At 61.5% G+C, this 22,078-nt stretch carries 16 protein-coding genes, 2 tRNA genes and 1 pseudogene; 9 read left to right on the top strand and 10 right to left on the bottom strand.

Annotation, left to right across the window (positions count from 1 at the left end):
- Positions 1-12 precede the first annotated feature (12 nt).
- Positions 13-89: transfer RNA gene (locus tag AC1DJT_RS17190), tRNA-Met, on the top strand.
- 184 nt (positions 90-273) lie between these two features.
- Here the strand turns inward: AC1DJT_RS17190 and AC1DJT_RS17185 are convergent.
- Positions 274-1,083 carry a helix-turn-helix transcriptional regulator gene (locus tag AC1DJT_RS17185; RefSeq protein ID WP_476834505.1) on the bottom strand — a complete coding sequence of 270 codons (810 nt, stop codon included), beginning with the start codon at positions 1,081-1,083 and terminating at the stop codon, positions 274-276.
- A 68-nt stretch (positions 1,084-1,151) separates the two neighbouring features.
- On the opposite strand from AC1DJT_RS17185, the gene AC1DJT_RS17180 reads away from it, so the two are divergent.
- The gene (locus tag AC1DJT_RS17180) at positions 1,152-2,258 is read left to right on the top strand and encodes an MFS transporter (protein ID WP_476770079.1); all 1,107 of its coding nucleotides are present in this window, start codon (positions 1,152-1,154) and stop codon (positions 2,256-2,258) included.
- Positions 2,258-2,743 carry a hypothetical protein gene (locus AC1DJT_RS17175; protein WP_476834504.1) on the top strand — a complete coding sequence of 162 codons (486 nt, stop codon included), beginning with the start codon at positions 2,258-2,260 and terminating at the stop codon, positions 2,741-2,743. Before AC1DJT_RS17180 ends, AC1DJT_RS17175 begins: the two co-directional genes overlap by 1 nt.
- A gap of 355 nt (positions 2,744-3,098) precedes the next feature.
- Here AC1DJT_RS17175 and AC1DJT_RS17170 read toward each other — a convergent pair.
- Positions 3,099-3,188: transfer RNA gene (locus AC1DJT_RS17170), tRNA-Ser, on the bottom strand.
- A 150-nt stretch (positions 3,189-3,338) separates the two neighbouring features.
- On the opposite strand from AC1DJT_RS17170, the gene AC1DJT_RS17165 reads away from it, so the two are divergent.
- From AC1DJT_RS17165 to AC1DJT_RS17140, 6 genes and pseudogenes are all read left to right on the top strand, one after another.
- Entirely contained in the window at positions 3,339-3,662 is a 324-nt protein-coding gene (locus AC1DJT_RS17165) for a hypothetical protein (RefSeq protein WP_441506292.1), read from the top strand.
- Positions 3,663-3,743: 81 nt separating this feature from the next.
- Positions 3,744-4,400, top strand: a complete 657-nt coding sequence (gene msrA / locus AC1DJT_RS17160; RefSeq protein ID WP_476834503.1) for a peptide-methionine (S)-S-oxide reductase MsrA — start codon at positions 3,744-3,746, stop codon at positions 4,398-4,400.
- 103 nt (positions 4,401-4,503) lie between these two features.
- Positions 4,504-5,079: a TIGR00645 family protein gene (locus AC1DJT_RS17155; RefSeq protein WP_441490419.1), complete on the top strand. Its 576-nt coding sequence runs from the start codon at positions 4,504-4,506 to the stop codon at positions 5,077-5,079.
- A gap of 163 nt (positions 5,080-5,242) precedes the next feature.
- Positions 5,243-6,217 carry a TAXI family TRAP transporter solute-binding subunit gene (locus tag AC1DJT_RS17150; protein ID WP_441506421.1) on the top strand — a complete coding sequence of 325 codons (975 nt, stop codon included), beginning with the start codon at positions 5,243-5,245 and terminating at the stop codon, positions 6,215-6,217.
- 162 nt (positions 6,218-6,379) lie between these two features.
- Positions 6,380-8,545: a TRAP transporter permease gene (locus tag AC1DJT_RS17145; protein WP_441506294.1), complete on the top strand. Its 2,166-nt coding sequence runs from the start codon at positions 6,380-6,382 to the stop codon at positions 8,543-8,545.
- Between the two features lie 69 nt (positions 8,546-8,614).
- Positions 8,615-8,842, top strand: a pseudogene (locus AC1DJT_RS17140) (magnesium chelatase domain-containing protein); the annotation flags it as partial.
- A gap of 145 nt (positions 8,843-8,987) precedes the next feature.
- On the opposite strand, the gene AC1DJT_RS17135 reads toward AC1DJT_RS17140, so the two are convergent.
- The 8 genes from AC1DJT_RS17135 to AC1DJT_RS17100 form a co-directional block, all read right to left on the bottom strand.
- Positions 8,988-10,241, bottom strand: a complete 1,254-nt coding sequence (locus AC1DJT_RS17135) for a hypothetical protein (RefSeq protein ID WP_476834502.1) — start codon at positions 10,239-10,241, stop codon at positions 8,988-8,990.
- A 155-nt stretch (positions 10,242-10,396) separates the two neighbouring features.
- Positions 10,397-10,849 carry a hypothetical protein gene (locus tag AC1DJT_RS17130; RefSeq protein ID WP_476770083.1) on the bottom strand — a complete coding sequence of 151 codons (453 nt, stop codon included), beginning with the start codon at positions 10,847-10,849 and terminating at the stop codon, positions 10,397-10,399.
- Positions 10,850-10,905: 56 nt separating this feature from the next.
- Positions 10,906-13,350 (bottom strand): hypothetical protein, encoded by a 2,445-nt coding sequence (locus AC1DJT_RS17125; protein WP_476834501.1) that lies wholly within the window; start codon positions 13,348-13,350, stop codon positions 10,906-10,908.
- Between the two features lie 42 nt (positions 13,351-13,392).
- Complete coding sequence (locus AC1DJT_RS17120; protein WP_476834500.1) at positions 13,393-15,927, bottom strand: hypothetical protein; 2,535 nt, start codon at positions 15,925-15,927, stop codon at positions 13,393-13,395.
- Between the two features lie 1,021 nt (positions 15,928-16,948).
- A complete protein-coding gene (locus tag AC1DJT_RS17115; protein WP_476769472.1) occupies positions 16,949-17,359 on the bottom strand; it encodes a UvrD-helicase domain-containing protein in 411 nt (136 codons plus the stop codon).
- A 76-nt stretch (positions 17,360-17,435) separates the two neighbouring features.
- A complete protein-coding gene (locus AC1DJT_RS17110) occupies positions 17,436-19,310 on the bottom strand; it encodes a UvrD-helicase domain-containing protein (protein WP_476834499.1) in 1,875 nt (624 codons plus the stop codon).
- A 14-nt stretch (positions 19,311-19,324) separates the two neighbouring features.
- On the bottom strand, positions 19,325-19,627 hold the full coding sequence (locus AC1DJT_RS17105) for a BrxR family transcriptional regulator (RefSeq protein WP_476769474.1): 303 nt from the start codon (positions 19,625-19,627) through the stop codon (positions 19,325-19,327).
- A 635-nt stretch (positions 19,628-20,262) separates the two neighbouring features.
- A partial coding sequence (locus AC1DJT_RS17100) for a VIT domain-containing protein (protein WP_476834498.1) occupies positions 20,263-22,078 on the bottom strand: 1,816 nt, incomplete at its 5' end.

Here is a 22,078-nt window from a genome sequence, read left to right as displayed (position 1 = left end):
CGTTCCCATTACCGCGGGGTGGAGCAGCCCGGTAGCTCGTCAGGCTCATAACCTGAAGGTCGTCAGTTCAAATCTGGCCCCCGCAACCAAAAATCCCAAAAAACACTCAAGCCCGCCGCGATAAACGCTGCGGGCTTTCTGCGTTCTAACCGGCAAAACACGCCACGCGAGATCCGCCTCAGATGAGCGGTATCGTCCCTCGCTCCTCACCTCTTCGACCTGCCCGCAAGTACCCAGCAGACGATCGATGAAGCGATGATGCGAAGCCATTTCCTACCGCCGGAAATAGACGACCATCTTGAGGTGCCGGTACTCGTCTACAGTCAGCATCTCGTGCAGGAAGCCGAGCTCGGTGCCGTCTGAATCCAGGATGGCCCCGATGCCMCGAGCGTAGCTCTCCAAGCTCGGTTGCTCGAGCCATCGGCGGAAATCCGGGGACAGCGTCTTCAGTTCATCAACCAGCGCCAACATCGCCGGATCGTCTGGAACCGCGGCCAGATCACCGCGAAATTGCGCGAGAAGCTTCGGCGCTTCCTCGCGCCACTGGGGAAGGCGTTGGCGGAACGCCGGATCGGCAAAGACCAGGCGCATGACATTGCGGTCCCGTTGCTCGCGATCTGCGAAGCCGAATACATCGTTCGCGGTCGCATTCCAGGCAACGACATCCCAACGCAAGTTGGCGACATAGGCGGGTCGCGTCACGAGATCATCCAGCAAATTCTGGATGAGCGGGCTGACGGATGGCCATTGATAGGMTTCAGGTGGCGGAGGTCGTCTGTGCGCCAGCAGGAACAGATGGCTGCACTCGGCATCGTCCAGTTTCAGGGCTTTCGCCACCTTGAGCAGAAAGCCTTCCGAGACCTGGATGTCTCGACCCTGCTCAAACCATGTGTACCAGGTCAGGCCGACGCCCGCGAGTGCCGCCAGCTCCTCTCGCCGGAGCCCCGGCGTGCGACGCTGGCCGGTTGAGGGCAGGCCCGCATCGACTGGCGTGAGCTTCTTTCTGCGACGCATCAGGAAACCCGAGAGGTCGGTTCGCGTGCGCGCAAATGTACGACCGGACAAGACCATTACCTCCAGCAACAGGATAATTTCTTATATTGTAACAGGATGACCGTGCCTCGAAAGTCCCGCCGCGACAAGGAGGCAGCATGACTTCTCAGGACGAACCCGATCTTCCCCTTTCCAGAACGACGACAGAAGGCACCGCCTCACCGCCTGGAACAGCTGGGGCACGCGAATGGCTCGGGCTGGCGCTGTTGGCCTTGCCGACAATCCTGCTCGGTCTGGACCTGACGCTGCTTCACCTGGCGCTTCCGGCGCTTGCCGCCGACCTGCAACCGAGCAGCGTGCAAGCGCTCTGGATCATGGATGCCTACGGCTTCATGATAGCGGGTTTCCTGATCACCATGGGGACGCTCGGCGATCGTATCGGCCGCCGCAAGCTTCTGATGATGGGGGCGGCTGCCTTCGCCGTCGCCTCGGCGCTCGCCGCCTTCTCCACGAGTGCCGTGATGCTGATCGCGGCCCGGGCAGTGCTCGGAGTAGCCGCCGCAACGCTGATGCCGTCGACGCTGGCGCTCATCACGAACATGTTCGCCGATCCAAGGCAGCGCGCTCTTGGCTTTGGAATTTGGGCGACCATGTTCGCGCTCGGCATGGCGCTTGGACCGGTCGTGGGCGGCGTACTGCTGGAGCATTTCTGGTGGGGTGCAGCCTTTCTCATAGCCGTGCCCGTTGTCGGCCTGCTGCTTTTGCTGGCGCCTGTCCTTCTGCCCGAGTATCGCGCATCACATGTCGGCAGGCTGGACCTTGCGAGCGTCGGCCTTTCGCTCGCCGCCATGCTGCCTTCGGTCTATGGCATCAAGCAGGTCGCCAAGGATGGCTTCGGACTTCATCCGGTCGGCGCCATTGCGATGGGACTTGCCTTCGCCACGCTGTTCGTGCGCCGGCAGCAGCGCCTCGCCGACCCGCTGCTCGACATGTCGCTGTTTGCCAACAGAGCTTTCAGCGTGGCGTTGATCGTGCTCCTCTTTGGCCTCGTCGCGGTCGGCGGCTCGATGCTGCTGGTCACGCAATATCTGCAGCTCGTGGCCGGATTTTCTCCACTGGTCGCGGGTCTCTGGATGGGGCCGCCCGCGCTTGCCATGGTCGCGGCCGGCGTCACGGCACCGCTGATTGCCCGGCGCGTTCGCCCCGGCTTCGTGGTGGCCGGAGCGCTGGGGTTGTCGGTTGCGGGCTATCTGATGCTGATCTGATGCTGACCCAACTGGATAACAGCGCGTCCGGCGTGGCCATTGTCGTCGCCGGCTTCTCGTTGGCCTATCTCGGGCTTGGCACGATCGCTGCGCTGGGTACGGACCTCGTGGTTGGATCGGCCCCCGCCGACAAGGCAGGCTCGGCATCGGCGATGTCCGAGACGGTGCAGGACCTCGGCGTATCGCTCGGCATTGCAGTGCTTGGCAGCCTCGCCACCGCCATCTATCGCCGAGCCATGCTCGACCGCATGCCTGATCATCTCGGTCATCAAGCGCAAGAGGCCGTTGGAGACAGCTTGTGGGCGGCATCCTCGGTTGCGTCGCAGCTGCCTGTCGGCCTGATGGAAGAGGCGCAGGCTGCGTTCACAGCAGGGTTCAGCACCGCGGCCATGTTCAGTGCCGTGAGCGTTTCACTCCTCGCCATCCTCGCTGCCGTCTCGCTGCGGCATATTGGCGTCATTCACGGTAGCGAGCCGCCCCGGTGAAGCGGGTGGAGCCCTTTCGGGACGGTCCGGCGCTGAAGGGCCACATCACCGGCCCCGAGGCGATCCGGGATCAGGCGAGAGCCGGCGCCGACCGCGTGCGGACCCCGCTGGAACGTTCAGGGCAGAAGGTCGTCATGCCTCGCTGGTTCGCATATTCGCGAAAAGCGGCCAGAGCGCGAATGCAGCCCGCAGCGACGATTATCCCGCGGTCACCTCGGGGCGCCGCCCCAACGCGTCGAGGTTACGGGAAGCCAGATGCGCATCATGGCATCGAAAGGGGATCTGCTCAGGCCCCTTGCCGCAGGACCCGGCGCAAAAATCGACCACGCTCGACGTGGCCGGTTCTGTTTTGAAATGGCGGACAGGGCGGGATTCGAACCCGCGATACGGTTTCCCGTATACACACTTTCCAGGCGTGCGCCTTCAACCACTCGGCCACCTGTCCGGCGGGCTGCTTATGACCGCCGAGCCGGCTTCTTTCAAGGCCTGAAACGCGCTTTTCGTATTCTTGCGTGGAGAGCGCCGGACAAGGTTGCAAAGCCGTGCCCGAATGGGCACATCGGATGCGAAGGGCGCGTGCGGGGAATGGGGCGGGATGCTGCGTTTTTTCATCCGTTTGCTGGGTTATCTTGCTGTCGCCAGCGGATTCGTGGCGCTGGTCATCGACGGCGCGCGTTCGATCGCCAATTCCTCGCTTCAGTTCACGCCGCTCGGCGAAATCCTCCTCATTCTGCTGCCGACGCGCTATCCGCTGCTGCAGCCAGCCATCGAGCGCAATCTCCATCCGCTGCTCTGGGACCCGATGCTGCTCTCGCTGATGCGGTCGCCCGTCGCGCTGGTCGCGCTGGTGCTCGGTTTCCTCCTGCTCTGGCTCGGCGCGAGGCCCGAGCCGCAGGTCGGTATCGTCACGCGACGGTGAAGGGCCATGCAGGGCGAGCGCCTGTCGGAACGGCGGCGCCATGCTTATCTCGGGAGCAACTGTTGGAGGATGGAGCCGATCATGTTCTCCCTGCGCAAGAAGACGACCCTGCCCAGCCCGGCCGAGGCCCTGCCCGGCCGGTCCGAGCCGATCCCGACAGCCGAGCGCCATTTCCTGAACGATCGCCCGTTGCAGGGCCCGTATCCCGCCGGGACGCAGAAGGCCCTGTTCGGCCTCGGTTGTTTCTGGGGGGCTGAACGCAAGTTCTGGCAGATCGAGCACGGCATCTGGGTCACCGCAGTCGGCTATGCCGGAGGCATCACACCCAACCCGAGCTATGAGGAGGTGTGCAGCGGGCTGACCGGGCATAACGAAGTCGTGCTCGTGGTCTTCGATCCGGCCAGGCTCTCCTACGAGGCCCTGCTCAAGACCTTCTGGGAGAATCACGACCCGACGCAGGGCATGCGGCAGGGCAATGATGTCGGCACCCAGTACCGCTCCGGCATCTATGTCTTCGACGAGGCACAGAAGCTGGCTGCCGAACGCAGCAAGGCAGATTACCAGAGCGCCCTCGCCTCGCGCGGCTACGGACCGATCAGCACGGAAATCCTCGACGCGCCCGCCTTCTATTTCGCCGAGGACTACCACCAGCAATATCTCGCCAAGAATCCGGCAGGCTATTGCGGCCTCGGCGGCACCGGCGTCGCCTGCCRGATCGGCGTCGGCGTCGACGCCTGATCACGCCCAGCCCCAAACCGATAAGGAGGCCCCGCAGGCTCGCTTGCGGGGCTTCTTCGCATCATGGCAAGAAGCGTCGAGACGATCACGCAGGGGCAGGACGATGGGCGAGCGCGAGATGGAAGCCGGGAACGGGCCCGTTCACCGGCCCTCCGCAGCGACCCGAATTCTGGAATCCATCCTCTTCGCCAGCCGCTGGCTGCTTGCCCCGTTCTACATCCTGCTCGTGCTGGCCCTCGCCGGGCTGCTGATCAAGGCGTTGCAGGAGGCGTTCCACGTCCTGAGCCATGTCTTCACYGCCAGCGAAGCGGACGTGATCCTCGGCGTGCTGGCGCTGGTCGACCTGACCTTCACCGGCTCCCTGATCGTGATCGTGATCTTTTCGGGTTACGAGAATTTCGTCTCGAAGATCGATACCAATGCGCATCGCGACTGGCCGGACTGGATGTCGAAGATCGATTTCTCCGGGCTGAAGCTGAAGCTGATCTCCTCGATCGTCGCCATCTCCGCCATCCAGGTGCTGAAGGCCTTCATGAACGTGAAGGGCACCAGCGACCGCGACCTGATGTGGTATGTCGCGATCCATCTCGTCTTCGTCAGCTCGGGCCTGTTGATGGCTCTCAGCGACCGGATTTCCGGCGATGCGCAGGGCAAGGCCGGCGGCGCAAACGGACACTAAGACGGGCCGCGCTGCACCGGGGGCCGCCCCCCTGTGCCCCGAATTAGCCACACTATTGCGCGCCCTGCGTGCAAAACGCGCCGGCATTGCCAGTCGCGCACTTGATCAGCCGGCAAAAGCTGCGAACACTCCCGGGTTCATAGGGAGCTTCCGTGACATGACCATGACTTTCAGATCGAAACTTGCGGCCGCAGGTCTCGTGCTCGGCGGCGTTGCGTTTGCAGCGGGCCTCGCCTTTGCCCAGGCGCCAGCCTTCTTCCGCATCGGAACGGGCGGCACGGCCGGCACCTACTACCCGATCGGTGGCCTGATCGCGAATGCGATCTCGGCGCCCCCGCAACTGGTCGCAACGGCCGTCGCCAGCAACGGCTCGGTCGCCAATGTCAACGCGATCGTCGGCGGCGCGGCCGAATCCGGCTTCGTCCAGGCTGATGTCGCCTATTGGGCTTATTCCGGCACCGGCGTCTACGAGGGCAAGCCGAAGGTCGCCGATCTGCGCTCGATCGCCAACCTCTATCCCGAGTCGGTCCATCTCGTCGTCCGCAAGGCCTCGAATGTGAAGAGCGTCGCCGATCTCAAGGGCAAGAAGGTCTCGCTCGACGAGCCGGGCTCCGGCACGCTGCTCAACGCCAAGGCGATCCTCAACGCCTATGGCATTACCGAGAAGGACATCTCGGCCGAATTCCTCAAGCCGAACCAGGCAGCCGAGAAGATGAAGGACGGCTCGGTCGACGCCTTCTTCTTCACCGGCGGCTTCCCCGCTGCCGCGATTTCGGAGCTGGCCTCGACCGGCTCGGGCATCGACATCCTGCCGATCTCCGGACCGCAGGCCGAGAAGCTCTCCAAGGAGTTCCCCTTCTTCGCCGCCGACGAAATCCCGGCCGGCACGTACAAGGATGTCGGCGCGATCAAGACCGTCGCCGTCGGCGCGCATTGGGTGACTTCCGCCAAGGTTTCTGCCGACACCGTCTATGCCGTGACCAAGGCCCTGTGGAGCGACAAGGCCCGCGCCGCGCTCGATGCCGGCCATGCCAAGGGCAAGGCGATCCGCAAGGAGACCGCGCTGTCGGGCCTGCAGGGCGTGCCGCTGCATCCCGGCGCCGAGAAGTTCTACAAGGAAGCCGGGCTACTGAAGTAAGCCGCCGCGACCTCCCCTTTCCCGCATGGGAAAGGGGCCAAGGGAGACGGCGCGAGGCCTCACGCGAGAGGCCTCCGGCAAATCCTCCCCGTTCAGACCTCGCTTTCCCTCACCCCTGCCCCTCTCCCCATCCGGGAGAGGGGTTTGCCGTTGAGTTTTGACATGACAACCCAGCCCTCCGCCGCCGAACTCGCCAAGCTCGAGGAAGAACTCGATCCGGAAATGCAGTTCCGCAAGGTGCCGCATGGCACCTCGCTGATCATCGGCGGATTGCTGCTCGCACTCTCGGCTTTCCACTACTACACGGCCGGCTTCGGACTACTGCGCGAGACGACGCATCGCGGCATCCATCTCGCCTTCGTGCTCAGCCTGATCTTCCTGGTGTTCTCGGCCCGCAAGAGCGATGCCCAGACGGTGCACGCCTCGACGCTGCTGCGGCCGGGGGGCGTGCCGCTCTACGATTGGATCTGCGCCGTCGCGGTGGCGATCTCGAGCCTTTACGTGCCCTGGATCTTCGAGGACATGGTCTTCCGCGTCGGCAATCCCTCTACGCTCGACGTCGTCATGGGCACGATCACCATCGTGCTGATGATCGAGGCGACGCGGCGCGCGATCGGCTGGGGGCTGCCGATGATCGCGCTCTTCGCCATTGTCTACGCGATCTTCGGCAACTGGTTTCCCGGCATCTTCCTGCACCCGGGCGCGACCTGGTCGACCCTCGTCAACCATCTCTATCTGACCAGCCAGGGCGTCTATGGCGTCGCGCTTGGCGTGGTCGCAACCTATGTCTTCCATTTCGTGCTGTTTGGCGTGCTCGCCACGCGGATCGGGCTCGGCCGGCTCTTCCTCGGCGTAGCGGCTGCGCTCGCCGGGCGCTTCGCCGGCGGACCGGCAAAGATCTCGATCTTCGGCTCCGCCCTGTTCGGCATGATCTCGGGCTCCTCCGTCGCCAATACCGTGACGGTCGGCTCACTGACGATCCCGATGATGATCCGGCTCGGCTACCAGCGCCATTTTGCGGCAGCCGTCGAATCGACGGCCGCGACCGGGGGGCAGATCACCCCGCCGATCATGGGCGCCGCMGCTTTCCTGATGGTCGAATTCCTGAACCTGCCCTACGCGACGATCGTCATCGCCGCGATCATCCCCGCCTTCATGCATTTCTTCGGCGTGCTGATGCAGGTGCATTTCGAGGCGAAGCGCTCCGGCATGCGCGGCCTGACCGATGCCGAGATTCCGAATCTCCGTGAAGTCTTTGCCCGCGACTGGCCGACGATCGCGCCCCTCTTTGCGCTGATCCTGGTGCTGTTCACCGGCTATACGCCCTATCTCGCTGCGTTCTGGGGCATCACCGGCTGCATGCTGGTTGGCCTCGCGCAGTATCGCGCCGCCTCGGCCCTCGCCTTCGCGCTCGCCATCGGCCTTGCCGCGCCAACCGAGTTCCTGCGCGTGCCCGGCGTCAACGCGACCTTCACGCTGGCCTGTTTCGCGGTGATGGCGCATGGCGTGCTGATGCGCTCGGACGAGGGGCGCCGGCGCATGAACGACATGGTCGATGCCTTCATCCTCGGCGCCAAATACGCCATTGGCGTCGGCGCGGCGGCGGCGACCGTCGGCATCATCGTCGGCGTGGTGACGCTGACCGGCGTCGGCTTCAAGATCTCCTGGATCGTGACCTCGCTCGCCGATCAATGGGCCAAGGGCGTGCTCGATCTCGTGCCGTTCCTGCCCTTCGACATCAAGTCGGCGACGCTGTTCTTCACGCTGCTGCTCACCGGCATCGTCTGCATCCTGCTCGGCTGCGGCGTGCCCACCACGGCGAACTACATCATCATGGTGACGGTGGCCGCGCCGGCGCTCGGCCTGCTCGGCGTCAACCCGCTGGTGGCGCATTTCTTCGTGTTCTATTACGGGGTCCTCGCCGATGTGACCCCACCAGTCGCGATCGCAGCCTATGCCGGAGCGAGCATGGCCGGCGCCGATCCGTTCAAGACCGGCAACACCGCCTTCCGGCTGGCGCTCGGCAAGGTGCTGGTACCCTTCGTCTTCGTGTTTTCTCCCTCGATGCTGATCATGGCGCCGGGCTTCACCTGGACCGAGCTGATCGGCTCGACCGCGGCCTGCATCGCCAGCATCACCTTCCTCTCTGCCGCTTTCGCCGGCTGGTTCCTGGCCCCGCTGGCAATGTGGGAACGCGTTGTCGTCGGCATCGCCGCCCTGCCGATGATCCTGGCGACCCCGGCCAGTGTCCTGGCGGGGCTCGTCATCGCAGCCCCCGTCCTGCTGCGTCAGGTGGGGGCGCGGCGGGCCAGCGTGGCGCCGGCCTGAGTTCCCGATATGTTCTTGCCAGTGAGCTGAGCATTCGCTAGCCTCCCCCAAGGGAACAGGGAGGCGCGGATGGTCACGCGGGTCGCGACGGTTGCGTTCGAGGGCATCGAGGCGCGCGCCGTCGACGTGCAGGTCCAGGTCACAGCGGGCGGCGTCGCCTTCCTTCTGGTCGGCTTGCCGGACAAGGCGGTGGCGGAAAGCCGCGAGCGAGTGCGTGCCGCGCTGATCGCATCGGGACTGGCGCTGCCGGCCAAGCGCATCACGGTCAATCTGGCGCCGGCCGATCTGCCAAAGGAGGATGAAATTTTGCCCTATTGCTGCGCGTATGCGGCCGCGGCGGCGTAGACCGCACCAAGCTAAAATGGGGCATTGCACGCGCATACCGTATGCGGCTTCAGGGACCGCTCGACGCGCCTGCGTCTTCAGCATCAGGTGAAGTGGTTCAATGGGCGGCTATCGAAGCTCGCTGTGATGTATGGCCATGCTTCGCCAGCAGTGCGCGCATCTCATTTGCAAAATGGATATTGCCGCTGTTTATGAAGCTCACCATTGCCCTCACATCTTCAACGTCGGAAGGAGAGGTCACCAGGACAGGCTCGCCCTCGACCAGTTCGAGCTCTCGCATGATGCGATTTAGATAGTGTACCAGGCTTCTGGTGCTCTTGTGACCAAGCGCCTCTGCCGCTTCGAGCAAGACGGCATTGCGGTCCCACGCCGCACCATGAGCTGCGCGAGCACGTAGGTAGCATTCGCGCACCACACTCTCCGCGAAAGCCGCCCGCAGCCGATGTGCCGATCCAGGTATATCTAGTTTCTTGAATGTTGAATTGACGAGGTTACCGATACTCTTCTTTCGAAGTCCGCGCCCTGTTTTAAGCGAGAGAAAGAGCGCGTCGCAGGACTTGTATTTGCGGCGCTTGGCATACATGCCGGCCACAAGTTCGGCTCGAGCCGTCCAGATATAGAACAAGAGATGTTCGAAGAGTTCGATAGGCACACCGACATCTCGCGTGCGGCGGCGCTTTTCCGTGACCCGGATGAAGAGTTTGCGCCGCCCTCGCAGGCCGAGTTTCCCGAGTTCCGAAAGGATTCTGTTTTGCACGTCAGGCTCTCGAGCTATCGCATGCAGACTATAGGCGCGCTTGTTTGCGTGGATCCCTTCGTCCTTCAATGCCTTTGCAATGGCGCTGAGTGTCAGGGCCGCAACGCCTTGCTCGCGTAGCCCCGCCCTGTGCATCATGCTTGCCGAGAGCCAAAAGCAAGTCGCTCGTTCAACATTTTCTCGGGCGAGCAGCTGATCGAGAATCCGCTCGACCTCGGGCTCTTCAGGCGTTGGGCGGCCCGGCCCCTCCTCTAACGTGGTGAATTGGAAGCGACCCTGCGGCACGCCGTGCCTCCCCAGGTGGACTGATATTGGGTATTGCGGCCCAACCTTTCCACTCGCGGGGTCCTCAAGAAGGTTTTTGACAAGCCCCAGACGGTTCTGCGCAAGCCAGTAAAACCGAAAGATCACGTCTGCGCAGCGCTGGACTCGCCTGTCTGTTACACCACGTTTCAGCATTGCATGCGCGTGGCACTTAATCTGGTCATCGTCAGCGTCATTCCAACCCACCCCCTGTTCGTAAAGGTGGTTTAGCCAAGAACAAAGGATGTATGCTTCATCCGAGACACTACCGTTGGCGATGTTTTTGTTCACAGAGCGCTCGTGAAGATAATCGGAAAGGGGAAGGAAGATTACTCCGCGAGGGTGAAGCACCATGGGGTGACAGGGAGCAGGCTTACCATCGAGGACGAAATCCGCCCCTGTTTGGTAGACCGTAAACTTGCCGCCTTTCGAGGGCGCGGTCATGGCTAATTGTCAACGGGCCGGAGCGGCCGCAGCTTGGCCAACTCAGACGTCAGCGCAGCCTCCCGCTCGGCCGCCAATCGCAGCAGTTCAGCTTTCCGCGCTAGTTTGGCTTCATGCTTACGTAGTTGGCATCGCATTGTAAGCACCTGCGCCGCCAGAGTCTTGTTGAGCGACTTCGCCTCTTGAAGGCGTGTCCGGATGGCGGTTTTGTTTCCGCCTAATCCAAGCTTTTCGAGTGCTTCGATGGCCTCGTCGAAGCGCGTACGAAGATCGGCATAGCGACCTCCCGGTTTGGCAACATGGGGATCAGCCCACGCCTCGATACCCAGCGTCTCATCGCTCCATTTCCGCAAACCTACCGCCCCGGGCGGCCAGTCGTGACCGGGTGGCGCGCCGCCTGCTCTCACCCAGGCCTCGAGCAACTCGACCTTGCGGGCAAATTTGGCCCGGGTCATTTCGGACCGAGGGTCGCAGCGCTGCCTTTTCAGCTCTCCAGTAGCGGCCCCGCCTCTCATGTGCGAGACCTCCGCGTACCGAAGCAACGCCGAACGTGTTCCCTGATGCGCTCGGCTCGGCGTTCCGCTATTTGACGCTGCGGTTTTGTCGCAGCCTTTTGGGAGGCATGCTCCGCCTCGGCCAACCGCTCCAACCAGTAGCGCTCGTTCGCGTTACGTCGCTGAATGTTGTGCGGGCACCCCAAACAAGTCTCGTCCGCCGCATAAGCGTAGTCCGGGCCCGTGACTACAGCAGTATCGAAGTGCTCTCCCGCGCATTCCCGTTTTACGGCAAGGCAGGCAGCGGCCGCGAGGTCCGAACGATCGGACCCACACTTGCAGAACCCATGTCCAGCCGGATGCGGATCGATGTGCTTTCCTTTCGCCCATTCGCGCAGCATCGCGTCCAACGTAGTGACACTGCCGCTGGCCGGGACCAGGTGAATGTCGGCTGCCGCCTTCTCTATCAGCGCCTCCAACTCTCGATTCCAGGCCTCGCCGCCCCAGCCGGACAGAGGTTCCTCGCCAGTAATGGTACCGCGCGCAATTTMGAGTACGAAGGAATCACGACACGCTGTGAAGTCGCGGGCACGCTCGTGGGCAAGGAAAATGGCTCTTGTAGCCTCGTCCCCGTCGGCGCTAGCCCGAGTCTTCCGATTTCTGCGTGCCGCCTCCTTCTCGTCGACGAGCCGAAGAAAAGTCCCCTGCACTTGGCGGGTGACATATACATGGGTCATTTTGGGGTTGAAGTGCTCATAGAAGTCTGACAGCGCCGTGAGGGATGGATAGTCAAATCGCCAAAAGTAGGTCGTGCCAAAAAACACCCGGAACTGATGAGGCTTGAAGTCCCATTCCGAGCCATCGGGTAATGGCGGGACCCGCACGAAAGCCGCTAGGGCCTTCAAAGCCTGACCCATTTTAAAGTCGACGTTCCCAGTTCCCGGGCCTGGGTCTTTAAAGGAGAACAGCCATGGCTCGTTTTGCTCCGCTCGTGAATCAGCACTAAGTCGGAGCAGAACCTCAACGGCACGGACGACGGACATCGGCACCGGGATCCTGTCGAGACTGCGAAGCGTCTTCTGAATCCAAACGGTGAGGAACGGGTCGCCATAATCATCGTAGATCAAGCAGTCGTCACGTAGGCCGACTATCTCGTTCTTGCGACGAGCTGTCAGCGTTGCGATGACCACCGCACAGGCAGCTGGCAACAAAACGAAGATTAGATCACGAGCGTCAATCCCCTCCTTTGGAAGGCCTATTCTCATTTGTCGCCAAGTATAGATCGGCAAGAGTGGAGCGTCTTGCGTTAGGCTCCCCTCCATGGATTTCGTCAGCGCGCGCAGCAATGGCGGAAGGTGTCGGCGGAAATAGGCGTCGCGGCCCTTGCTGGCGGCTCGGCGCGCCGTGTACCCCGCCTTCTCGTCCCGCGGGTAAAGGCGGAATGCCTCAACGACGACCGCCTGCATTTGCCGCAAATGGGGTTCGCACGTGAGGACTAGGCGCAGGGAGGCGTCAAAGAGCCAGCATACCTGAGTTGAAGGCGGCAGCTTCGTCCGCTCCAATTCCTGCGAGGCGATCGCCTCGGCGAGGCTATGGCAAGTCGTCTGATGATCGAAAGCCCGAAAGGCGATGGGGTCGTGGGCTAGGCGCTTGCGTAGAATCCACAACCGCTCGAACGGTTGAAGAATACCTTTCACCATTAGAACGGTAAGACCATTTCCGCCGCTTTGGTCCGGCTCTTCCGACATCTCTGCTGTCCGAAGCCGCATCGTGTTCCTGTAGGCAACGGGATCGACCGATGCCAGATAGTCAAGAACCAGGCTCCACGCCGAGATTGGTATTTGGAGGCGCCCGGAAACACCGAGCCGACGCGCGACCTCGTCGACGGCTAGGACACGACGCCACCTGCCTACGATGGGCAGTACGTCACGCCCGTCTCGTATCTCGGCGAGGTAATGCCTGATACGCTCCTCGTGCGGAAGTAGTAGCCAGCGCCCTCCCTGCTTCACCTGCTCAACGAAGAGGTCGAACCACGGCTGGGTCAAGTTCTCCATCCGTGGCAAGCCCAGCGCAATGCGCCAACGAATTACGTAAAGCAAGGAGGTCCAGTTCCCTTTTAGGACCTCTGATGAATTCGTCCAACCTTCATGCCCATTCGAGATGCTGTAATAAACGTAAAGTTTTGCGGTCAGGAGATCGTTGAGGCTCACCGGATCAGTCAGTAGGATTGGCCCAGGTGCGATCGGTACCCGGAAATCAATTTTACGCGGGGAGCGACGACCGCGGGGTCCGTCTGGGCGAAGTGGCCACACATCGTCGAGCAGGCTGCCATCGCCAATCAGTATGGGAGGCCGAACTAATGCACTTAAGACCCGGTCGTGCTCCTCGCGCGGTATAGTACCGACATCTGGAAAGCGAAGTGGACGGGCTGCGGTTTCCGCTAACGAGTTGCTGGTGATCATGATCGCTCGCCTTGGATTTACGAGGACGATGTTTGGGGCGTCTCAGGCAATGATCGGAAGGGTCACATCTCCCCGCTGAACCTCCGCATCCACGGCCTTGGCAACTTTCTCGAACTGGCGCTTGTGTGGGCTGCGCAGAATCTTGCGCACATAGGCCTCCGTGAGCGCGCGCCAACGGAGCCACACTGTCAACCAGCGCTCTGGGTTCTGAACAATGAAGACGGGTTCAGCTCGCTTCAGGGCCAGGTGGGCGAGGGAAAGAAGACGAAAGGTCTCGTCGTTCGGAACAAAGCGGCGTATGGGACATGCATCACAGGGCTCAGCGGGATTGCAAGTCGGTCCCGGGGCAGGAGAAGCCGTCTCGGCATCGAGATGCAGCGGACAACCAAAGTCCAGGCCGGAGTCTTCCGCTGTGGCTACCCGACGGGCAAACTCCTTGTCCTCGATACCGAGCAGCGCGGCGGCGTGCTCTAGTCCCTTTGCCAATGCGKCTTCAAACAGGTGCTGGAACGCACGTATCTGCTTTGCCAGTTGAGCCCTGAACCAGCCAGCACCTAGATAGCTCATAGTAGTTGAATCTTGCGCGTGTTCGGCGATGGCCTGCGCGATTGCATGGCCGAAACCGTTTCGCGCGGCCCTGATCTGTAACACCGTCACTCGGATGTTCTGCCGGGCGATCGGCAGCCCACCGATGACAGGATCGCCAGCGTTGCGTTTCAAGAACTCCGGCCACCAGTTCGTAGCAATTGTCCCGAGTTCATTGGTGATCGTACCGTCATTCACGGAGCGACCGCCGCTCAATACCCAGAATTTCTCGGCCACTTTGGGAAGCCCCTGCATGCGCGCCCGCGCGCGCAGCGGCTCAGTCATCTCTAGGTAGCGAGAAATAATCTCAGTGCCAGAGAGACGACCTTCGCCTTCGCGGATTGGGAGTTCCGATTCCTCCCCGTCAATTAACCCGTCGCTGAGGAGTGTGCCCTCAACGCGCTTGCCTTTCGCCCGCATCTTGCGCGCAGTGATCGTGGCTATGCGCCTCTTACCGTGGYGCGCCCTGCTGACGAAAGGGTCGGCCGGCAAGTCACTCAGGGGCGCGACGTTGAATGCGGTGTCTATGAGGAGCAGTCCGAACGCCGCGGTAGTGGCACGGGCCGAAGCGCCCAAGTGCCTGACGATTTCGGTGCTGCCAAAGTAATATTGGAGCAAGCGATAAGGATTGGGCATCTCCGAGGTGCGCCAGGTGCCCCCGAGGCGTTTGTGCAATAGGCGCACGGTGACCGCTTTAAGCTCATCATCGCTGTCAAGCCGGAGCTGTTTCTTCAAACGAATTGCCAACCACTCAACGTGACTGCGTCCAACACGTCCTCGCTCGCCGTGTATTTTATTCTGCCTCAGCAGCGTCAGGGCGTTGTCGACTGCATCCGCATCCGGGAGGTCGGTCCGCGCGAGCCATTCTTTCCCTCGCTTGAATGCTTCATATTCCGCAGTGAACTCGCGCTCCAGGCAGGCACGCAGAGCAGCGAGGCGCACGACGTTCAGATCGAGCATCGCCGCTACATGCGCATCCAGAGAAACGTCGGCACCCGGCGCCACTGGTACGTTCGTACGCCCGGAGGGGGTCAGTTCGGCGAGGCACGGCGCGGTCTGTTTGAACCGCGGCCTCGCCAGTCGGAGGGTCAACGGTTCAATCGAAGGAAGTAGCCGATGGCGGGCTAGTCTGCGAAGCACGCCATTCAAACAGGAAACAAAAGCGAGGCGCGCTTCCTGCTTTACTGACTTGATGACGGACTGGTCCGAGAGATCCTCCACCCTCGGTATGAGCGACTCGAGGGCGTCACGAAATAGCGCAGCGCTCAATGGCTCGTGCGAACGGTMACGGAGATGGCGATAGACTTGACCGGCCGCGCTTTGCGGGACGCTTTCGCCCATGGCCGCCACAACGAATAGTGCGCGCTTGAGGACAAGGAACCGCTGCGCCGAGGATTGCTTACACTCGTGGCCGAATATGGTGGGCCAAGCATCGACTAAGGTGCCAACGAGGTCCGTGCCGTAGTACGGCACCAAATCACTGAAATTATAGTCTCTGCGGTGCTTCGGCACCCAGGCCTTAAAGCGACCGGTTACATCTCGCCGCCGATCGAGATCATCGCACAAAGGCGGGCCTTCGTCAGCGCTACACTGCTCGGCCGTTTCCCGAATGAGCTCTTCCCGGCGTGTCCGCCAATAGTCGATGACTGCGTCGTATTGCGCATCGTAGGTGACAGCCTCGAATTCGTTGAAGGCCCAACTCAGGAATTCGAGGAGCACATCAACCTGAGCCGTGTTCCAATGCCCGAACGCATTTAGAACCTTGTCCTCCCCCACCCAGTCGGGGTCTAGCTGATCTATCAGGAAGCCGAGCAGAGGGGTTGCAGGCTGCCCGGTCTCCAATGCGATCAACAGTGCGGCCGGCGCGTAATATGCGATGCCTCGCTCGCTAAGCGCCTCGAAGGCAGATCGCGCTAATTCAGCCTCGGATAGGAAAGCTTCGTCGGTAGAGAAATTGGTTAGACGAACCTCCTCCCACTTGAACCGGATCAAGCATTTATCCAGAAGGACTACCTCCTGACTGGGGCCGCCAGACGGCGAGACGACCTCGCACTCAGGGCAAAGCATCTCTGTGACCGGTGGTCTCTGAGCGCCGACAAAGGCGTTGATCACAGCGGCCCGGAGCTTGGCGCTATCTACATTTGGAGCTGGGGTATCTGTCATTTGGCAGCATCCCATACCAATCCTGTAGGCTGCCGATATGAATTTACATATCGAGCCTCTCTTTCAGAACGACGTACGCTGATTTCTTATTTACAAGAACAATATTGGATCAGTCGTTGCCATCAGAAAACTTGGCAAGACACAAATAAAAACAAATTTCGAAAATAATGGCATCAAATAACGCGTCAATATATAAAGATATTGTGTATAATTTCAACATCGTATCGTTGTTTATACCAGATGTCAACAGGATATAAGTTATTGCAAATTCTGCAAAAATGACAATGGACGAACACGCGAGCCGATTATCGATTTTCGAGATATAACTGACGCCTCAATCAGTATTAATACGTCGCTTTACTGCTATTAAAACGATAGGTTCTAGTAAAAATCCTTTATGATTAAAGTTTATTCATCATAATAGGCGTGCACTTCTCGCATTACTATCCGCATTCCCTGCGGAGAATAACTTGACTATTCACCGCACGAGCCGTCTGGGCCGCCCCATTCGGTGGCCTGATTCTAATCTAATGCTGACCTCGTTAGGGTTTCCGGGCAGGAGCCTTCAGCCCCTCGTGTCGCCAAATGCGCTCGACYCGCTCGTAGACGACCCAGCCAGCCGTCGATCGCAGCAGTTCCGCGATCTTGCGATAGCGGTAGAGCGTGATGCCAGGCTTCAGTCATCAGGTTGAGATGAAATTGGACCCCGTTACCGCACCGGAATGCCTACGCAGGATCGAGAGCTGGTATGGCGACTGGCAAATCGGCTTCCGTGTGCTCGACCGCTTCCCCGGTTCAGAGACAATCTGTCAAACGGCGCGCGCAAGTTTGCCCCCGTGAGGCGGGGTTCCTAATCCAGTTTGAAGTTCGTTCTGGCTCCGCAAGAGGACCCGGACAATGAAACGCAGCCGCTTCTCGGAAGAGATGGGGTATTTGGTCCTGATCGACCGGCCTGCTTGCAGGCACGGCGCCGCGGCCCCCGCAGCGGCGGCATTTGGTCGTGGGCGGAGGGACTGGATTGTCCCTGCAGATTTCCCTCAGCTGCTCTCGTGAAGCTGATCATTAAGATGTTGCTTGGCTCGATGAATTCTTCTGCTATTAGGTGTGCAAGACGAGCGTATGCGACGGCCGTCTTGCCCGTACCAGTTCCTGCTTCGACGATCAGCCGAGCATCCCTATCCGCTGTGATCTCGCGCAACTGCTCCGCATCCCAGCCCGTAAGCAGATGGCATGCTTCAGTAGTTGCACCCGCATTCGACATTTGGTCTCGATCGAACGCTTCAGCCGTGGATGTCCAGGGGCCACGCGAAATCCTCGTTAGTCTCCTTGGATGACTGTTATCTTCGGCCAAAAAAGAAAAACGGTGGAAACGCCGCAATTCTCGGCGTCAGGACGAAACCGGAGGAAGCCCAAGGCTCATTCAGGGTCTCAAGATCACTGTCGTCCGGGGCCAGAACCATCGTAGCACAGCCCTGACCTCTCACATGATTCACGTAGCTCGGTGGCTTGTGGCTTTGCTTCTGTCCTCTGTTCGAAAGTATCTCCCATAGGTCATAGGTGAGGTTGCGCGACAGGGCACCAACACAGGGGCCCTCGCTACCGGCGTGGATCCTGTAGCGCCAATCCAGGTCGGGATCGGTTTCCAGTTTGTACGTGGTGACAACATCCGCGACCTTCGTGAGAAAAGCTTGCCCTGCCGAGGCATCGGCTGCGCTGAATTCGCTGCGACCAACAAGACCGCGCGCGGTGATGTCGCCGTCACGACCGATCTCGACCATCGTCGATTTACCGTTTCTCGCTGAGCGATGAACCCGCCCCGATGCTAACGTTGACGCTCTGAAGGCGTTGCTCTCCCCGACACTGAGTGATGCGCGCGCGCGCGTGGCGCCGACAAAAAGCACTCGCGCCTCTTCTGTCTCATTCTCGATGCTCTCGAATTCCGGACCGTTCGGCAGCAGCAGAACGACGTTTCTCGCCTCTCGACCCTTGCTCGCGTGAATCGTCCCCACGATCGGTCCGTGAAGGCCGTACTCAGGGAGAGTCAGCTCGACCGGGGGCCGGGTCTGGCCCAGCCGCCGTCTCAGCCTCTGCATGTCGATGGAGCCATCCTTCCGCCCTGCAACGCGCATGAGGTGCTGCCAGGCTTCGCCCGGCCCGTACTGAGGCGCCACCTTGTTCTCGATGCGCGCTGCCCAAAGGTCAAGAAAGCGCCGCTCGGCGAGGAACGGCTCGACGAAATCCGAGAAACAGATCGCCAGCCATGCCGGTAACGTTACGCCATATCCTGACAGGCGCAGCCGATGTGGAAGATCACAGAACTGCGAAGCCATGAGCACTTCGACACGATTTCTGAAGAGCAGAAGATCGTCGCTGGCGAAGTCGGCGACCTTCATCTGGGTCCACTTCAGACCTCGCTTGTCCGCCAGCTCTCGGATTCTTTCCGCTGTCTCGGCGTGCAATCCGTCACGGTGGTTCTGTTTATCGAGGACATCTTTCCGCAGTTCAGAGAAGATCTTGCGAAGCCCGGGGGAGGTCGTGCGATAGATCTCCGTCAGGACCATCGTGGCGAAGCCCGGTGCTTTCGCGGCCCGCAAACGGTCGAGCAGCGGCTTGCCGGGCTTGGAAATTGCCCCGTTGTGGCGTCCAATGCTGTCATCGGTGAAGCCATAGATTGCCTGGGCCTCGTCGGCGAAGACCGTGACCCCGCAGTCGGAAGGCAGCCGTTCCACCAGAGCATCGATCAGGTCCGCTCGCTGCCCGACGAGGTCCTGCGCCTCGTCAATAACGACGTGCTCGATTTGCGACAGTTCGTCTGCCACGTCCTCGTCAGTCTTCAACAGTTCGATGACTCGGGCGATGTTCTCCTCGTACGATCGGGTCAGCCTAGCATTCGGATCATGCCCAGAATGGATGGACCACGCATGCGAGTCGATGGTCGCGATCCGAATCGCAAAGGATGCATCGCCCACGTAAGAATGCAGCCGTGCACGGATTTCCGCTACTGCGGTCCTCGTGAAGCTGATCATCCAAGTATTGCTGGGTTCGATATCTTCCTCATTGATCAGGTAGGCAAGGCGCGCGCAAGCGACGGCCGTCTTTCCGGTTCCGGGGCCCGCCTCGACGATAAGCCGGGCATCCGTACCCGCCTCGATCACTTGGAGCTGATCTGCATCCCAGTCTGCATCCAGTGGAGCTTTCCAAGCAATATTCATGGCTGCAGAATTCCTTACTGAACAATGTCTCGTGCTAACTTCACCTGCAGGTCTGCGCTCGAGGCAAATTGTTCCGATCCCCTTGCGCGCTCGATCTGCTGAGCCTCCGGCTTCCTTGCACTTGGATCAGTATCAAGCCCGAGACGCCTGGCCGCGTAGTATAGCAGCGCAGGACGGACCTTGATCTTCGCCTTGCGCCCACGCATTCCGTAATCGAGCGCGATGACCTTGGCCTGCGTTCCCAAAAGGGCGGGGTGGGGCCTGATTTCCAGCGTGATCTGCGTGTTGTTCCAATCGCGGTCGTTCTCCGCTAGCACTCCGCTCTCCGGCAGCCTTGAATCTCGAGCATCTGCGCAAGTACATTCGATCTGGTCCCAGGCAGCCTCAAAGGCCGCTTCAGCGCGAGCAACATCAACCGGATTCTTCAACGATGAAAATTGCACAACACGTCCCGCAGGCCTCGCTATCGACTGCKCTCGATAGCGGCCCGATTGAGAGTTTGGCTACGTCAAATGACTCAGCGTCAAAAGGTCCGTCTCCATCCGCGCGACACCAAGTTTCTGTCCGCAGCATCGACGTTCGACATTGCGCTTTGGGCTGCGAGACAGCGCAGGAGCCCTAGCATCCCCGTTTCGTAGCGGTCTTGTCATTTTCAGACAAAAGCTTGCCTTGCGGCGCCTCGAGAGCCGGCGTCCATCCCTTGGCTTGGTGCAGGATGAAAGCGATCTGCGCCTTAAGTGAATTTCGAGTTCCTTATGCCGAAAACTCCGTCCGCAGCCCGTGCCGCTAAACTGGAATTTTCCAGCTTCGAACGGAAGCGGGTTCTGTGGACGGTACGAGGCTGCGGAGCGGCAAAGTCCACCCGAAGGCCTTTCGGCTCGCTTACCGGGTATGAGAGGCGGCCAGCTATCTTGTTGCCGGCCGCCAATTTGAAGTTCGACGGACGCGCCCGCTAAAACTCTTTCTTAAAGAGGCTCTGCAGAAGGCTGAGCTGCCGTTTCGGTTCCCGGACGTGTACGAGTAWAAGGCGCACCACTTCGGGGTCCGCTGTCAGGCTGCCCTTGCAGATGGCCTTCGCCACTCGCTCTGCCGCGCGGTCCGCCTTCTCGGCCAGGGCGAGAATTGCGATCACCAGCAACACCGGATCGAGATGGCGGCGCTGCGCCTCGGTGACGACGCCGGGCAGTTTCGCCGCCTCGATAATCCGTCGGGCCAGATCCGCGTCGAGTTCGCTGAGATCGCCCAGGGCAAGTCGTCTCGCCTGCGTGCTCCAATCAATCGCGTGCGTCCTCCGGCTCATCGGCGGCGGCGCCGATTTCACACGAGCCAGCGGGGAGGCGCCGGTCGAAGAGTCGCTGAACGAACACAATCTCGCAGGGCGCGAGACGCTGACTCCTGGCGGCGGAAGGCCGATCTTGCGCGTGACGGGAAGGCGATCCTGTGCGGCGGCGGCCTCATCGACCAGGACGAGACTCGTCAGATKGCTGACGAGTCCGGCTTCCTCGGCAAGTGCGGCAGCCCCCTTCTCATCGAGGCCGGGCAAGGCCAGGGCCGCCGCTAGCGCGAAGACGGCGCGCTCGATGGCGTCGTCGCCCCCGGAAGCCCCTCCCCGACCCTGCCATTCCGCCGTCAGCCGGGCGCCGCCGCGGACCGCCGTCAGCCGCTCGAGCTTGTCAGTGACGCGCGCAGGAAGCTCAGCGCGCCGACGGAGCGCCGACAGTGCGGCCGTCAGCACGCCAGTCAGATCGGCGCCCGAAGCGATGAAGATCTCGCCGCCGGTCAGCGCGGCAAGATGGCCGACCCTGGCCTCGAGGCTGCCTTGACCGACCAGCACGACAGTGATCCAGCGGCCGGACCGCGCCAGTTCATGGACGTCGAGCGCATGGCTCTGGCCATCGGTGATCAGCAGGATATCGCGGACCGTCGACTGCGCGATCACGCCGCTGAGCGCGCCCCCAATCTCGGTCCCGCCCCGAGGTTCGCTCAGGCGCCCGGCCAATGCGCGAAGCCGGTCTCCTGCTGCCGTTTCCGTTGCGGCGCCTCCGTCGGCTGCCGGATCGGACGGGAGCGTCACCCGCGTGAGATCGTCATCGAACTCGAACAGCACGATCCGGTCCTTGTCGGATATCCGGTCGGAGATCGTAATGATGCCGCGCCGCGCCGCTTCGTGCTGGGTCAGGCCGCCTGGACCGACGATCCCCGCCATCGACCCGGAATGGTCGACCAGGATCGCCGCATCGATCGGTCCGTCCGCTGCCGGCAGCGGCTCGACGCGCAGCGATACGGTGCGCCCCGTCGCAGCCTGCCCCCTGAGGTCTCGCGGCGTCCAGGCGGTTACCACGAGGTCAACCGGTGCGTTGTTCGCCACCGTCGCGCGCCCCTCGGCCAGCGCGCCGCCGACCAGTGCGACAGCTCCATCGGCGCAGCGGACCGCGAGTTCGACCTCCTGCTTTGCTCCACCCAGACCTAGTTCGTCGGAATCCGGCAGGCCGGACTGGCCATAGACATCACCGACCGTCATCGGAATGCGCAGACGTCCCTCGCCCTCGATGCAGGTCAGCGTCGTCGCCCAGGTCGAGACCACCTCGATCTCACCGCCCGGCCGCAGATTGGCGACCGACAGCATGTGGATGCCGCGCAGCAGCTCTTCATGGAGCACCGCGGCCTTGCCGCGCTCGATGGCGTCCTCGTAGGTCTCGCGCGCGGCGGCCTTTTGCTGGGCMCTCGCCTTCAGGACGCGGCCGTCGACGCGCGCCTCGAGGTCGAAC

The organism is Allobosea sp. 05T422_2 (assembly GCF_056396265.1).
This window is presented reverse-complemented; position numbering and strand designations above follow the sequence as displayed.

Excerpts from the sequence above, each read along its gene's own strand:
- AC1DJT_RS17150 (WP_441506421.1), top strand. The coding sequence starts at position 5,243 with ATGACTTTCAGATCGAAACTTGCGGCCGCAGGTCTCGTGCTCGGCGGC.
- AC1DJT_RS17175 (WP_476834504.1), top strand. The coding sequence starts at position 2,258 with ATGCTGACCCAACTGGATAACAGCGCGTCCGGCGTGGCCATTGTCGTC.
- AC1DJT_RS17180 (WP_476770079.1), top strand. The coding sequence starts at position 1,152 with ATGACTTCTCAGGACGAACCCGATCTTCCCCTTTCCAGAACGACGACA.
- AC1DJT_RS17165 (WP_441506292.1), top strand. The coding sequence starts at position 3,339 with ATGCTGCGTTTTTTCATCCGTTTGCTGGGTTATCTTGCTGTCGCCAGC.
- AC1DJT_RS17115 (WP_476769472.1), bottom strand. The coding sequence starts at position 17,359 with ATGTCGAATGCGGGTGCAACTACTGAAGCATGCCATCTGCTTACGGGC.
- AC1DJT_RS17130 (WP_476770083.1), bottom strand. The coding sequence starts at position 10,849 with ATGACCCGGGCCAAATTTGCCCGCAAGGTCGAGTTGCTCGAGGCCTGG.
- AC1DJT_RS17110 (WP_476834499.1), bottom strand. The coding sequence starts at position 19,310 with ATGAATATTGCTTGGAAAGCTCCACTGGATGCAGACTGGGATGCAGAT.